We start from the raw sequence: 14,297 nt of genomic DNA on the forward strand, positions 1-14,297 counted from the left end.
GCACGAACTCCGAAGGGCCGGGATCTCGTATGACTTCCACCCACGCCTTCTGGCTCGCCGGCCGCCAGGCCACCGGCGAGGCCAGCTTCGACGTCCACTCCCCGTGGGACGGCCGGCTGGTCGCCGCCGTCAGCGTGCCCACCGACGCGCAGGTCGAAGAGGCCGTGGCCGCGGCGCACGCCGTGACGGCGGAGTTCTCCGCGACCCCCGCGCACGTCCGCGCCGCCGCCCTGGACCACGTGTCCAAGCGGCTCGCCGAGCGCACCGAGGAGATCGCGCTGCTGATCTCCGCCGAGAACGGCAAGCCCATCAAGTGGGCCCGCGGTGAGGTCGGCCGTGCGGTGTCCGTGTTCCGGTTCGCCGCCGAAGAGGCCCGCCGCTTCAACGGCGGGGACGCCCAGCGCCTGGACACCGACGCCGGCGGCGTCGGCCGGCTGGCCCTGACCCGCCGCTTCGTCAAGGGCCCGGTCCTCGGCATCGCGCCGTTCAACTTCCCGCTGAACCTGTGCGCCCACAAGGTGGCCCCGGCCATCGCCGTCGGCGCGCCGATCATCCTCAAGCCCGCCCCGGCCACGCCGCTCTCCGGCCTGATCCTGGGCGAGCTGCTCGCCGAGACCGACCTCCCGGCCGGTTCCTGGTCGGTCCTGCCGGTCACCAACGACAAGATGCCGGCCCTGGTGAAGGACGAGCGCCTGCCCGTCATCTCCTTCACCGGTTCCGACACCGTCGGCTACGCCATCCAGCAGTCGGTGCCCCACAAGCACTGCACCCTGGAGCTCGGCGGCAACGCCGCGGCCGTCGTCCTGGACGACTGGTCCTCGGAGGCCGACCTCGACTGGGCCGCGACCCGCATCGCGACCTTCTCGAACTACCAGGCCGGCCAGTCCTGCATCTCCGTGCAGCGCGTGATCGCCGACGCCTCCGTCTACGACCGCCTCGTCGAGAAGGTCGTCGCGGGCGTCCGGGCGCAGGTCACCGGTGACCCGTCCGACTCGGCCACCGACGTCGGCCCGCTCGTCTCCGAGGACGCCGCCAAGCGCGTCGAGTCCTGGGTCGAGGAGGCCGTGTCCGCCGGCGCGAAGCTGCTCACCGGCGGCAAGCGCGACGGCGCCTCCTTCGAGCCGACCGTCCTCGCCGACGTCCCGGCGGGCGTCAAGCTGGCCACCGAGGAGGTCTTCGGCCCGGTCCTGACCCTGACGAAGGTCGAGAACACCGACGAGGCCTTCGCCGCCGTCAACGACTCGAAGTTCGGCCTGCAGACCGGCGTCTTCACCCGGAACGTCCAGACCGCGTTCCGCGCCCATCGCGAGCTGGAGGTGGGCGGTGTGATCATCGGCGACGCGCCGTCCTACCGCGCCGACCAGATGCCGTACGGCGGCGCCAAGCAGTCCGGCGTGGGCCGCGAGGGCGTCCGCTACGCGATGGACGACTACACGTACGAGCGAGTCCTGGTCCTGACCGGCCTCGACATCTGATTCTCGTACGGCCAAAAAGCCGACGGCCGGAGCCCACTGTGCGGGGGCTCCGGCCGTCCCCCTTTTCCCGACGGCCCGAAGCGGGTACGACTCACAGGCAGCACCGGCCAGTAGGCCGGTACCACCGACTCCGGCGGCGAGGTGAGTCCCCGCATGTCCGCAACACAGCCCAAGGTGACCGAGCGCGAGGCACGGCAGGTCGCGGAAGCGGCCCGGGAACAGGACTGGCGCAAGCCCAGCTTCGCCAAGGAACTGTTCCTCGGGCGGTTCCGGCTCGACCTGATCCACCCCCACCCGCTGCCCGCCGACGAGGACGTCCGGCGCGGCGAGGCCTTCCTGGCCCGGCTGCGGGAATTCTGTGAGACCGAAATTGACGGCGCCCGCATCGAGCGCGAGGCGCGGATCCCCGACGAGACCGTGCGCGGGCTCAAGGAGCTCGGCGCCCTCGGCATGAAGATCGACCCCAAGTACGGGGGCCTCGGCCTGACCCAGGTCTACTACAACAAGGCCCTCGCCCTCGTCGGCTCGGTCAGCCCCGCCATCGGGGCGCTGCTCTCCGCGCACCAGTCGATCGGCGTCCCCCAGCCGCTGAAGATGTTCGGCACGCAGGAGCAGAAGGACGCCTACCTGCCGCGCTGCGCCACCACCGCCATCAGCGCCTTCCTCCTCACCGAACCCGACGTGGGCTCCGACCCGGCCCGGCTGGCCACCACCGCCGTCCCCGTCACCGACGGCGGCGAGGACGCGTACGTCCTCGACGGCGTGAAGCTGTGGACCACCAACGGGGTCGTCGCCGACCTGCTCGTGGTGATGGCCCGGGTGCCCAAGAGCGACAACCACCGCGGCGGGATCACCGCCTTCGTCGTCGAGGCCGACTCGCCGGGCATCACCGTCGAGCACCGCAACGCCTTCATGGGCCTGCGCGGCCTGGAGAACGGCGTCACCCGCTTCCACCGGGTCCGGGTGCCCGCCGCCCAGCGGATCGGCGCCGAGGGAGCCGGGCTCAAGATCGCCCTGACCACCCTCAACACCGGCCGGCTGTCGCTGCCCGCGATGTGCGTCGGCGCCGGGAAGTGGTGCCTGAAGATCGCCCGCGAATGGTCGGCCGTGCGCGAGCAGTGGGGCCGCCCGGTCGCCCGGCACGAGGCCGTCGGAGCCAAGATCTCCTTCATCGCCGCCACCACCTTCGCCCTCGAAGCGGTCGTCGACCTCGCCTCCCAGATGGCCGACGAGGACCGCAACGACATCCGCATCGAGGCCGCCCTCGCCAAGCTCTACGGCTCCGAGATGGCCTGCCTGATGGCCGACGAGCTGGTCCAGATCCGCGGCGGTCGCGGCTTCGAGACCGCCGAGTCACTGGCCGCGCGCGGTGAGCGGGCCGTACCCGCCGAGCAGATGCTGCGCGACCTGCGCATCAACCGGATCTTCGAGGGCTCGACGGAGATCATGCACCTGCTGATCGCCCGCGAGGCCGTCGACGCCCACCTGTCCGTGGCCGGCGACCTCATCGACCCCGACAAGGACCTCGGCGACAAGGCCAAGGCGGGCGCCCGCGCCGCCGGGTTCTACGCCCGCTGGCTGCCCAGGCTCGCCACCGGCGCCGGCCAGGTCCCCGGCACGTACCGCGAGTTCCACCCGGCCGGACACCCCGACCTCGCCACCCACCTGCGCTACGTCGAGCGATGCGCCCGCAAACTCGCCCGCTCCACCTTCTACGCCATGTCCCGCTGGCAGGGCCGTATGGAGACCAAACAGGGCTTCCTCGGCCGGATCGTCGACATCGGCGCCGAGCTGTTCGCGATGAGCGCGGCCTGCGTGCGCGCCGAGCACCTGCGCGCCGGCGGCGACCACGGCCGCGAGGCCTACCAGCTGGCCGACGCCTTCTGCCGGCAGTCCAGGATCCGCGTCGAGGAACTCTTCGGCCGGCTCTGGTCCAACACCGACGACCTGGACCGCAAGGTCGTCGAGGGCGTGCTGTCCGGCACCTACACCTGGCTGGAGGAGGGCGTGCTCGACCCGTCCGGCGAAGGCCCCTGGATCGCGGACGCCACTCCCGGCCCCTCGACGCACAAAAACGTGCACCGGCCACTTCGCTGACCTGAGATCATCGATACCAGTCGGAAGGATGTACGAGTACGGGTGCGGGTAGGCGTACGAGTACGAGTACACGTACGGGCACGAGGGCAAGGCGGGCAGCGATGTCGACGGCCGTGGAAGACCGGGACAGCCGGCGGCTGGCCCGGTGCGTGGCGCACGTCCTGCGCCACGCGTCCGACCACATCGCCCTCGCCCTGCTCCACCGGCTCGACCGGCCGACCCGCAAGTACCTGTGCCGCGACGAGTGGCTCCCCGCCTCGGCCGTCACCCTGCTGCTGCGCCACGGCGGCGAGGCGGACCGCCACTACATCGCCCGCAACCCGCACGTCGTCGGGCGGCCCCTGCCCGGGCTGCCCGGACCCGCCCGGTACGCCCGGCGCCGGACCCCGGCCGGGCTGCTGCCCCTGCTGCGCGCCGAACTCGGCCGGGATCCCGCCGACGGCCCCCTCACCACCGGGGAGCTGACCGGCCTGCTGCGCCGGCACGGCATACGCCGGCCCCGGGCCGCCCTCGACGTCCTGCGGCTCCCGTACGAACTCGACCCCGAGCAGCTGGCCGCCGAGCACGCCCGGCGGCCGCTGCCGGCCGGCTCCACCGAGGCCCTGCTGCTCGTCGCGGACCTGCCGGGACGGACCGTCCGCGCGCTGCTCACCGCACCCGTCGCCGTCGAGGACGGGCCCTCCTGGCACCGGCCCGCCGTCCGCGCCGTCCGGATGGGCCGGCTCACCCACGAGGAACTCGTCGCCCGCGTCGCCCCCGCCCGCCGCACGCTGCTCCTGGGCCACCTGCCCGCGTACCCCGGCCTGCGCTGGACGCTGCCCGAGCAGGCCGGGATGCGGGCGGCGGTGACCCGGGCGCTGGCCCCGCTGGCGGACGACCCCCGGCTGTGGTCCGAACTGCTGCGGCACGCCCCCGGCTTCCCCGGCCCGCTGCCGGAGCTGGTGGCCGCGGTGACCGCCGGGACCGCCGGGAGCCCGGCCGGCTCCGACGCGCCGCACGACGACCTGGTGCGGGCCGTGCGCCGGCTGGCCCCCGCCGCCGCCGAGCCGGCGACCGGCGGCGTGGAGCGGGAGCTCGCCCTGGCCAGCCTCGCCGTCCCCATGGAGACCGTCGAGGAGGACGTCCGCTGGGTACGGGACTGCCTGGACCGGGGCCTGCTCACCGGCGCCGACGTGATCCGGCACAAGCTGCCCGCCTGCTGGGCCCTGGACGAGGAACACTGGCTCGGCGCCGTGGACCACCCCGACCGGCACGACCGGCCGGGCGCCGTCCTCGCCGCCCGCGCCGAGGCCGACCGGCTGTTCGCCCTGGCCCTCGGCGAGGACCCGGACGCCTGGTGGCGGGTGGCCCGTACGCTCCCCGACTTCGCCGGAACGCTGCCGCACCTCCTGCTGCGCGTCACCGACGGGGACTCCGTGTCCACGCGCCCGTGAGTTGCGGCAACAATGGGGGGCATGAGCGACAGTCCAGCCCCCCTCGCCGACCCGCACCTCCTCTTCGATGCCGCGGCCGGCCGCCGGGACATCGTCATCCTCGGGGCGACCGGGTCCATCGGGACCCAGGCCATCGATCTCGCCCTGCGCAACCCGGACCGGTTCCGGGTGACGGCGCTGTCCGCCGCCGGCGGGCGCGTCGGGCTGCTGGCCGAGCAGGCCCGGCTGCTGCGGGTGAACACCGTGGCCGTCGCCCGCGAGGACGTCGTACCGGCCCTGAAGGAGGCGCTGGGCGCCCAGTACGGCCCCTCCGAGCCGCTGCCGGAGATCCTGGCCGGTCCCGACGCGGCCACCGAGCTCGCCGCTTCCGAGTGCCACACCGTCCTCAACGGCATCACCGGTTCCATCGGCCTCGCGCCCACCCTCGCCGCGCTCCGGGCCGGCCGGACCCTGGCCCTGGCCAACAAGGAGTCGCTGATCGTCGGCGGCCCGCTGGTCAAGGCCCTCGCGAAGCCCGGTCAGATCATCCCGGTCGACTCCGAGCACGCGGCCCTCTTCCAGGCGCTCGCCGCCGGCACCCGGGCCGACGTGCGCAAGCTCGTGGTCACCGCCTCCGGCGGCCCCTTCCGCGGCCGCACCCGCGCCGAGCTGGCCGGCGTCACCGTCAAGGACGCCCTGGCGCACCCCACCTGGGCCATGGGCCCGGTGATCACCATCAACTCGGCGACCCTGGTCAACAAGGGCCTTGAGGTCATCGAGGCGCACCTGCTCTACGACATCCCCTTCGAGCGCATCGAGGTCGTCGTCCACCCGCAGTCCTACGTGCACTCGATGGTGGAGTTCACCGACGGCTCCACGCTCGCCCAGGCCACCCCGCCGGACATGCGCGGCCCCATCGCGATCGGCCTCGGCTGGCCCGAGCGGATCCCGGACGCGGCCCCTGCCTTCGACTGGACCAAGGCCTCCACCTGGGAGTTCTTCCCGCTGGACACCGAGGCCTTCCCGTCGGTCGGGCTGGCCCGGCACGTCGGTGGCCTCGGCGGCACCGCACCCGCCGTGTTCAATGCGGCGAACGAGGAGTGTGTGGAAGCCTTCCTCGCCGGTCGGCTGCCGTTCACAGCAATCATGGATACGGTCTCTGCCGTGGTCGATGAGCACGGGACACCGGAGTCGGGAACTTCCCTGACCGTCCGGGACGTCCTCGAAGCGGAGACCTGGGCCAGGGCCCGGGCACAGGAGATGGCGGCCCGGGCCGCCGTGGAGGCGGGCGCATGACACTGGTGCTGAATCTGATCGGCGTGCTCGTCTTCGTCGTGGGCCTGCTGATCTCCATCGCCTGGCACGAGCTGGGCCACCTCTCCACGGCCAAGCTCTTCGGCATCCGCGTGCCCCAGTACATGGTCGGCTTCGGCAAGACCATCTGGTCGCGCAAGAAGGGCGACACGGAGTACGGCATCAAGGCCATCCCCATGGGCGGCTACATCCGCATGATCGGGATGTTCCCGCCCGGCGAGGACGGCAGGGTCTCGGCCCGCTCGACGTCCCCGTTCCGCTCCATGATCGAGGACGCCCGCTCGGCGGCGTACGAGGAGCTGGAGCCCGGCGACGAGACGCGGCTCTTCTACACGCGCAAGCCGTGGAAGCGCGTCATCGTGATGTTCGCCGGGCCCTTCATGAACCTGGTCCTGGCGATGGCGCTCTTCTTCGGCGTCTGGATGACCTACGGGATCAAACAGCAGACCACCGAGGTCGCGACCGTCTCCGAATGCGTCCTGAAGCAGAGCCAGAACCGCGACGTCTGCAAGGACGGCGACCAGATCGCCCCCGGCAAGGCCGCGGGCCTCCTGGTGGGCGACCGGATCGTCGCCTTCGACGGCAAGCAGGTCAAGGACTGGGCCGCCCTGCAGAAGAAGATCCGCGACACCATCGGCCCCGCGACCCTCACCGTCGTCCGCGACGGGGAGCGCATGGACCTCAAGGCGAACCTCGTCGCCAACCAGGTCGCCAAGTCCGACGGCCACGGCGGCTACGTCAAGGGCCAGTACGTCGACGCCGGCTGGCTCGGCTTCGGCTCGAAGACCGTCATCGCCCCGCTCTCCCTGGGCGAGTCCCTCGACTACGCGGGCCAGTACGTCGAGACCAGCGTGCAGGGCCTCGTGAACCTCCCCGCCAAGATCCCGGCGCTGTGGGACGCGGCCTTCAACGGCGCCGAGCGCCAGCCCGACTCCCCGGTCGGCATCGTCGGCGCGGCCCGGATCACCGGGGACCTCGCGGCCCTCGACCTGCCGTCCGAGGAGCGCGCCTCGTACATCCTGAGCATGCTCGCCGCCTTCAACCTGTCGCTGTTCCTCTTCAACATGCTGCCGCTGCTGCCCCTGGACGGCGGGCACATCGCCGGCGCCCTGTGGGAGTCCCTGCGGCGGCACGCGGCGCGGATCTTCCGGCGCGCCGACCCCGGCCCGTTCGACGTGGCGCGCCTGATGCCCGCGGCGTACGTGGTGGCGGCGGTGTTCGTCTGCTTCACGCTGCTGGTGCTCGTGGCCGACGTGGTCAATCCCATCAAGATCACCTAGGCGGGCGCCGGGCGGCGCGCCCGTACACCGCGCGTACGGGAGCCGGGCACGCATCGTGCCCGGCTCCCTACGTTCGGGTGGCACGGCCCCTCTGATGCGAGGAGCGCGCGCTCCTTGGCGTAATCTCGAAGCCTGGAGCCCGCCGATCTCGGGACCTTGATCCACACCTTGGGGTTGCACAGCAGATGACTGCCATCTCTCTCGGAATGCCGTCCGTGCCGACGAAGCTTGCCGACCGACGCGTCAGTCGCAAGATCCAGGTCGGTTCCGTGGCCGTCGGCGGCGACGCGCCCATCTCGGTGCAGTCGATGACCACGACCCGCACCTCCGACATCGGCGCCACGCTCCAGCAGATCGCCGAGCTGACGGCCTCCGGCTGCAACATCGTCCGCGTGGCCTGCCCCACCCAGGACGACGCCGACGCCCTCGCCGTCATCGCGAAGAAGTCGCAGATCCCGGTCATCGCCGACATCCACTTCCAGCCCAAGTACGTCTTCGCCGCCATCGACGCCGGCTGCGCCGCCGTCCGCGTGAACCCGGGCAACATCAAGCAGTTCGACGACAAGGTCAAGGAGATCGCGCGCGCCGCCAAGGACGCGGGCACCCCGATCCGGATCGGCGTCAACGCGGGCTCCCTCGACGCCCGGCTGCTGAAGAAGTACGGCAAGGCCACCCCCGAGGCGCTGGTCGAGTCCGCGCTGTGGGAGGCCTCCCTCTTCGAGGAGCACGGCTTCAGCGACATCAAGATCTCGGTCAAGCACAACGACCCCGTCGTGATGGTCAACGCCTACCGCCAGCTCGCCGCCGCCTGCGACTACCCGCTGCACCTCGGCGTCACCGAGGCCGGCCCCGCCTTCCAGGGCACGATCAAGTCCGCCGTCGCCTTCGGCGCGCTGCTCTCCGAGGGCATCGGCGACACCATCCGCGTCTCGCTGTCGGCCCCGCCGGTGGAGGAGATCAAGGTCGGCATCCAGATCCTGGAGTCGCTGAACCTCAAGCCGCGCCGCCTGGAGATCGTCTCCTGCCCCTCCTGCGGCCGCGCCCAGGTGGACGTCTACAAGCTGGCCGAGGAGGTCACGGCGGGCCTGGAGGGCATGGAGGTCCCGCTGCGCGTCGCGGTCATGGGCTGCGTCGTCAACGGCCCGGGCGAGGCCCGCGAGGCCGACCTCGGCGTCGCCTCCGGCAACGGCAAGGGCCAGATCTTCGTGAAGGGCGAGGTCATCAAGACCGTCCCCGAGTCGAAGATCGTGGAGACCCTCATCGAAGAGGCGATGAAGATCGCCGAGCAGATGGAGAAGGACGGCATCACCTCCGGCGAGCCCACCGTGGCCATCGGCGTCTGATCCGCACCGCCCGCGGCCTCCCGCAGCACTTCGGTCCCGGCCCCGTTCCCGCAGCTCGCGGGCGGGGCCGGGGCTTTTTCGTGACCTGAGAGACAGGGCATCCCACGGCGCCGCCGGGTACAGTGCGGAGATCAGCAGACTTGCACGGTGAGGCCCCCAGTGTTGACGCAGACCACCACCCGGGTCCTTGAACCCAGTGATCTCGACGCCGCGCTCGCCATCCTCGGACGCGAGCCGGTCGAGAACGCGTTCGTCACCTCCCGCGTCCAGGTGGCCGGGCTCGACCCCTGGCGCCTGGGCGGCGAGATGTGGGGCTGGTACGCCGACGGCGAGCTCCGCTCCCTCTGCTACGCGGGCGCCAACCTCGTCCCCGTCTGCGCCGGACCCGACGCCGTACGCGCCTTCGCGGACCGCGCCCGCCGCACCGGCCGCCGCTGCTCCTCCATCGTCGGCCCCGCCTCCGCCACCCGGCTGCTCTGGCAGCTGCTGGAGCCCACCTGGGGTCCCGCCCGCGACATCCGCTCCCACCAGCCGCTCATGGTCACCGAGCAGCCGTCCGCCGAGGTCCGCCCCGACCCGCTGGTCCGCCGGATCCGCAAGGACGAGATGGACCTGATCATGCCCGCCTGCGTGGCCATGTTCACCGAGGAGGTCGGCATCTCGCCGACCGCCGGCGACGGCGGGCTGCTCTACCAGGCCCGGGTGGCCGAGCTCGTCGCCGCCGGCCGCTCCTTCGCCCGCATCGAGGACGGCAAGGTCGTTTTCAAGGCGGAGATCGGCGCCGCCACCTCCCGCGCCTGCCAGATCCAGGGCGTCTGGGTGGCCCCCGAGTTCCGCGGCCGCGGCCACTCCAAGACCGGAATGGCCGCCGTCGTCGAATTCGCGCTGCGCGACGTGGCGCCCGTGGTCAGCCTCTACGTCAACGACTTCAACACCGCCGCGCGGGCGGCCTACCGGCGGGTCGGCTTCCGCGAGGTGGGCGAGTTCATGAGCGTCCTGTTCTGACCCGGCGCCCGCCCGCGGGGCCGCCGCGGCGGCCCTGACCGGACGGCCGGATCGCCCGCCCCGGCCCTCGCCGCCATACCGGCGCGCCGGGGCCGCGAAGTAAGGTCGCCGCATGCTGCCTACGCCCGGGCTCGACCCCGACCGGCCCGCCGGACTCCGCATCGGCCCGCTCGACCTCGCCGCCCGCGTGGACGAGGCGCTGCGCGTCCAGGCCGTGGCCTTCGGGCTCAGCCAGGAGGAGGTCGGCATCCGGCGCTGGATCGTGCAGCGCCACATGACCTGCCCCGGAGCCCGCGCCCTCGGCGCGTACACCGACGACGGCGCGCTCGCCGGGTTCGTGTACGGGATGCCGAACGACCGCGCGCACTGGTGGTCCACGATCGTCGAGCCGTACCTGCGCTCCGGCGGCCACGAGGACTGGCTCGACGGCTCCTTCGTGATCACCGAACTGCACGTCCACCCCGGTTTCCAGGGCCACGGCGTCGGCCGCGCCCTCATCACCCGGATCACCGACCGCGCCGCCGAGCAGCGCTCGATCCTCTCCGCCGTCGACACCGACAGCCCGGCGCGCGGGCTCTACCGGGCGCTCGGCTACACGGACCTCGCCCGCCGGGTGCACTTCCCGAGCGCGAGCCTCCCGTACGCCGTGATGGGCGCCCCGCTGCCGCTGCGCAGGCCCTGAAAATCTCGTTTCGAGGCGGGCGGGGGCTGCCGGTAGCCTCCCGGCATGGCAACGCAACACGTACAGCGCATGTCCCGCCTCATGGCCAAGACGCTCCGCGAGGACCCGGCGGACGCCGAGACCCTCAGCCACAAACTGCTGGTTCGCGCGGGCTACGTCCGCCGGAGCTCGGCCGGGGTGTGGACCTGGCTGCCGCTCGGCAAGCGGGTCCTCGACAACGTCTCGCGCGTCGTGCGCGAGGAGATGGACGCGATCGGGGCACAGGAGGTGCTGCTGCCCGCGCTGCTGCCGAAGGAGCCGTACGAGGTCAGCGGGCGCTGGTCGGAGTACGGGGACCTGCTGTTCAGGCTCAAGGACCGCAAGGGCGCCGACTATCTGCTCGGCCCGACGCACGAGGAGATCTTCACCCTGGTGGTGAAGGACCAGTGCACGTCCTACAAGGACCTGCCGGTCATGCTCTACCAGATCCAGACCAAGTACCGGGACGAGGCGCGGCCGCGGTCGGGCGTGCTGCGGGGCCGCGAGTTCCAGATGAAGGACTCGTACTCGTTCGACGTGTCGGACGAGGGGCTGGCGGAGTCCTACGCGCTGCACCGGGCCGCGTACCGGCGGATCTTCGAGCGGCTCGGCCTGGACCACCGGATCGTCTCCGCGGTCTCGGGGGCGATGGGCGGTTCGGCCTCGGAGGAGTTCCTGGCGCCCGCGGCGGCGGGGGAGGACACCTTCGTGGACTGCCCGTCCTGCGACTACGCGGCGAACACCGAGGCCGTGACGTTCGCGGCGCCCGCCGTCAACGGCGCCGGGCACGCGCCGGCGGAGGAGGTCCCCACCCCCGACACCCCGACGATCGAAACCCTCGCGGCGCACCTGGGCGTGCCGGCGTCGGCGACGCTGAAGAACCTCCTCGTGAAGGTGGACGGCGAGATCGTGGCCGTCGGCGTACCGGGGGACCGGGAGGTCGACCTCGGCAAGCTGGGCGAGCATCTCGCCCCGGCGGTCGTGGAGTTGGTGACGGCGGAGGACTTCACGGGCCGGCCCGACCTGGTACGCGGCTACGTGGGCCCGCAGGGCCTCGACAAGGTGCGCTACCTGGCCGACCCCCGTGTCGCGCCCGGCACTTCATGGGTGACCGGCGCCAACAAGCCGGACACGCACGCCCGGAACGTGGTCTGCGGCCGGGACTTCGAGGTCGACCGGTACCTGGACGTCGTGGTCGTCGAGGCGGGCGACCCCTGCCCCTCCTGCGGCGCGGGGCTGAGGCTCGACCGGGCGATCGAGATCGGTCACATCTTCCAGCTGGGGCGCAAGTACGCGGACGCGTTCGGGCTGGACGTGCTGGGCCGGGAGGGCAAGCCGGTCCGGGTCACGATGGGCTCCTACGGCATCGGCGTCTCGCGGGCTGTGGCCGCGCTGGCCGAACAGACGGCGGACGAGCGGGGCTTGTGCTGGCCGGCGGAGGTGGCCCCGGCCGACGTCCACGTGGTCGCGGCGGGCAAGGCGGTGCCGCTGGCGCTGGCGGAATCGGCGGCCGAGGCGCTGTCGGCCTCCGGGCTCCGCGTCCTGCTGGACGACCGCGCGGGGCTCTCGCCCGGCGTGAAGCTGACGGACGCGGAGCTGATCGGCGTCCCGTGGATCCTGGTCGCGGGCCGCCGCTCCGGCGACGGCGTCGTCGAACTCCAGCACCGCCCCACGGGGACCCGCGAGGAACTCACCCTGGACGAGGCGCTGGCCCGGCTGACCTGATCGGCACCCGCGCCCGACGCGCGGGCGGGGCCGGACGCGGCCGGGGGCCGACCCGCCGTCAGGCGGGCGGGTTGCCGGCGGCGGGGTCCTGGGCCGGCAGCGCCGGGGTCGAGCCGTTCACGGTCGGCAGCGCCGGGGGCGCCGGGGGCCCGGCGGCGGGCGCGGCGGGCGCGGCCGGAGCGGGCGGAGGGGCCGCCGCGGCCGGGGGGTTCGGGGGCGGAGCGGGGTCCGACGGAGTGGCGCGTTCGAGGAAGCGCAGGAGCTCCACCGGGAACGGCAGCACCAGGGTGGAGTTCTTCTCCGCGGCCACCGCCACCACCGTCTGCAGCAGGCGCAGTTGCAACGCCGCCGGCTGGTCCGACATCACCTCCGCCGCCTCGGCCAGCTTCTTCGAGGCCTGGAGCTCCGCGTCCGCGTTGATGACCCGGGCGCGGCGCTCCCGGTCCGCCTCCGCCTGGCGGGCCATCGAGCGCTTCATCGTCTCCGGCAGCGAGACGTCCTTGATCTCGACGCGGTCGATCTGGACGCCCCAGCCCACCGCCGGGCTGTCGATCATCAGCTCCAGCCCCTGGTTCAGCATCTCCCGGTTCGACAGCAGATCGTCCAGGTCCGACTTCCCGATGATCGACCGCAGCGAGGTCTGCGCCATCTGCGACACCGCGAACCGGTAGTCCTCCACCGCGATGATCGCGTTCGCCGCGTCCACCACCTTGAAGTACACGACCGCGTCCACCCGCACCGTGACGTTGTCCCGCGTGATGCCCTCCTGCGCGGGCACCGGCATCGTCACGATCTGAAGGTTCACCTTCCGCAGCCGGTCCACGAACGGCACGATCGTGGTGAGCCCCGGCCCCCGGACCCCCGCCCGCAGCCGGCCCAGGCGGAACACCACGCCCCGCTCGTACTGCTTGACCACCCTGGCGGCGGCGCCCAGGTAGACGACGACTCCCACTCCCGCGGCGATCCCCGCGGCCAGCAGCTCTTCGACCATGACGGCCCCCTGCCGGACATACGTTCCTACCTACGGTATGCCCTACAACCAGGCCGCGAACTCCAACAACAGCTCCGCGTCCCGGCGCCGCCCCGCGGCCAGCGCCCGGTTTCCCGACTCCACCGCCCGGAACAGCGTCCAGCCCCGCAGCCGGTCCCGGTCCACCTCCAGCGAATCCGCCAGCTTGTTCACCCGCCGCCGCGCCCCCGCCGCGCCGGCGGAAGAGGCGACCTGGTCCTCCAGCCGGTCCCGGACCAGCCGCGCCAGGTCGTACGCCCGCTCGCCCACCAGCGGGTCCGGGCCCACCGTCAGCCACGGCGCCCGCTCGCCGGCCAGCACCTTGCCCTGCCGGAAGTTCCCGTGCAGCAGCAGCTCCTCGTCCGGGGCCGCCGTCAGCTCCTCCCGCGCCTCCAGCGCCGCCCCGGCCAGCGCCGTCACCTCGGCCGGAGCCGACCGCAGCGCCCCGGCCTGCGCCTTCGTCCGCTCGGCCACCGTCTCCCAGCCGTGCCCGGAGCCCGGCGCCACCCACAGCCTGCGCAGCGTCCCGCACGCCTCCAGCAGCGCCTTCGCCTCCGGCAGCGACCGCAGCGACACCTCCGGGTGCAGCCGCTCCAGCAGCAGCGCCCCGTCCTCCTCGTGGTGGCGGGTGTCGAGGACCCGTACGGCCCCGAACCCGCCCCAGTGCGCCAGCGCGGCCAGCTCCAGGTCCGGTCGCGCCGACGGCGGAGCCAGCTTCAGGGCCGCCGGGGTGCCGTCGGCGTACCGGACGAGGACGAGCAGACTGCTCCGCCCGCCCGGGGCCTGCACCCGCTGGGCCCGCACTTCACGCCGGGTCAGCGCCGTCTCGGCGAGCTCGGGCAACTGCCCCAGCCAGTCCGCGTCCTGGGCCGGTTCCGGCGTCTCGCCGAGCGCCCGTACAAGCCGCTGCGGCGGTTCGAAAGCCATGCGTGCGGGG

General features: G+C 72.8%; 11 protein-coding genes. 9 read left to right on the top strand and 2 right to left on the bottom strand.

Annotated features, from left to right (window positions below; translation table 11 throughout):
- Positions 1-29: 29 nt before the first annotated feature.
- From EES41_RS26400 to EES41_RS26440, 9 genes are all read left to right on the top strand, one after another.
- Positions 30-1,475, top strand: a complete 1,446-nt coding sequence (locus EES41_RS26400; RefSeq protein WP_037798218.1) for an aldehyde dehydrogenase family protein — start codon at positions 30-32, stop codon at positions 1,473-1,475.
- A 153-nt stretch (positions 1,476-1,628) separates the two neighbouring features.
- Positions 1,629-3,572 carry an acyl-CoA dehydrogenase family protein gene (locus tag EES41_RS26405; protein ID WP_123080587.1) on the top strand — a complete coding sequence of 648 codons (1,944 nt, stop codon included), beginning with the start codon at positions 1,629-1,631 and terminating at the stop codon, positions 3,570-3,572.
- Between the two features lie 101 nt (positions 3,573-3,673).
- Entirely contained in the window at positions 3,674-5,005 is a 1,332-nt protein-coding gene (locus EES41_RS26410) for a hypothetical protein (RefSeq protein WP_123080588.1), read from the top strand.
- A 21-nt stretch (positions 5,006-5,026) separates the two neighbouring features.
- Positions 5,027-6,280 carry a 1-deoxy-D-xylulose-5-phosphate reductoisomerase gene (dxr, locus tag EES41_RS26415; protein WP_123080589.1) on the top strand — a complete coding sequence of 418 codons (1,254 nt, stop codon included), beginning with the start codon at positions 5,027-5,029 and terminating at the stop codon, positions 6,278-6,280.
- Positions 6,277-7,578, top strand: a complete 1,302-nt coding sequence (locus tag EES41_RS26420) for an RIP metalloprotease (protein WP_123080590.1) — start codon at positions 6,277-6,279, stop codon at positions 7,576-7,578. The genes dxr and EES41_RS26420 overlap by 4 nt, the downstream gene beginning before the upstream one ends.
- 185 nt (positions 7,579-7,763) lie before the next feature.
- The gene (gene ispG, locus EES41_RS26425; protein ID WP_073798423.1) at positions 7,764-8,921 is read left to right on the top strand and encodes a flavodoxin-dependent (E)-4-hydroxy-3-methylbut-2-enyl-diphosphate synthase; all 1,158 of its coding nucleotides are present in this window, start codon (positions 7,764-7,766) and stop codon (positions 8,919-8,921) included.
- Between the two features lie 162 nt (positions 8,922-9,083).
- Positions 9,084-9,926 (top strand): GNAT family N-acetyltransferase, encoded by an 843-nt coding sequence (locus EES41_RS26430; protein WP_037791071.1) that lies wholly within the window; start codon positions 9,084-9,086, stop codon positions 9,924-9,926.
- A gap of 112 nt (positions 9,927-10,038) precedes the next feature.
- The gene (locus tag EES41_RS26435) at positions 10,039-10,608 is read left to right on the top strand and encodes a GNAT family N-acetyltransferase (protein ID WP_123080591.1); all 570 of its coding nucleotides are present in this window, start codon (positions 10,039-10,041) and stop codon (positions 10,606-10,608) included.
- A 45-nt stretch (positions 10,609-10,653) separates the two neighbouring features.
- Entirely contained in the window at positions 10,654-12,351 is a 1,698-nt protein-coding gene (locus EES41_RS26440; protein ID WP_123080592.1) for a proline--tRNA ligase, read from the top strand.
- 58 nt (positions 12,352-12,409) lie between these two features.
- Here EES41_RS26440 and EES41_RS26445 read toward each other — a convergent pair whose 3' ends face one another.
- Positions 12,410-13,342, bottom strand: a complete 933-nt coding sequence (locus tag EES41_RS26445) for a slipin family protein (RefSeq protein WP_123080593.1) — start codon at positions 13,340-13,342, stop codon at positions 12,410-12,412.
- 42 nt (positions 13,343-13,384) lie between these two features.
- Positions 13,385-14,287 carry an aminoglycoside phosphotransferase family protein gene (locus EES41_RS26450; protein ID WP_123080594.1) on the bottom strand — a complete coding sequence of 301 codons (903 nt, stop codon included), beginning with the start codon at positions 14,285-14,287 and terminating at the stop codon, positions 13,385-13,387.
- Positions 14,288-14,297: the final 10 nt, after the last annotated feature.

This window comes from Streptomyces sp. ADI95-16 (genome assembly GCF_003721495.1).
Taxonomy (GTDB): domain Bacteria; phylum Actinomycetota; class Actinomycetes; order Streptomycetales; family Streptomycetaceae; genus Streptomyces; species Streptomyces goshikiensis.

Coding starts and splice junctions, on each gene's coding strand:
- EES41_RS26435 (WP_123080591.1), top strand. CDS start 10,039: ATGCTGCCTACGCCCGGGCTCGACCCCGACCGGCCCGCCGGACTCCGC.
- ispG (WP_073798423.1), top strand. CDS start 7,764: ATGACTGCCATCTCTCTCGGAATGCCGTCCGTGCCGACGAAGCTTGCC.
- EES41_RS26405 (WP_123080587.1), top strand. CDS start 1,629: ATGTCCGCAACACAGCCCAAGGTGACCGAGCGCGAGGCACGGCAGGTC.
- EES41_RS26420 (WP_123080590.1), top strand. CDS start 6,277: ATGACACTGGTGCTGAATCTGATCGGCGTGCTCGTCTTCGTCGTGGGC.
- EES41_RS26400 (WP_037798218.1), top strand. CDS start 30: ATGACTTCCACCCACGCCTTCTGGCTCGCCGGCCGCCAGGCCACCGGC.
- EES41_RS26440 (WP_123080592.1), top strand. CDS start 10,654: ATGGCAACGCAACACGTACAGCGCATGTCCCGCCTCATGGCCAAGACG.
- EES41_RS26445 (WP_123080593.1), bottom strand. CDS start 13,342: ATGGTCGAAGAGCTGCTGGCCGCGGGGATCGCCGCGGGAGTGGGAGTC.
- dxr (WP_123080589.1), top strand. CDS start 5,027: ATGAGCGACAGTCCAGCCCCCCTCGCCGACCCGCACCTCCTCTTCGAT.
- EES41_RS26410 (WP_123080588.1), top strand. CDS start 3,674: ATGTCGACGGCCGTGGAAGACCGGGACAGCCGGCGGCTGGCCCGGTGC.
- EES41_RS26450 (WP_123080594.1), bottom strand. CDS start 14,287: ATGGCTTTCGAACCGCCGCAGCGGCTTGTACGGGCGCTCGGCGAGACG.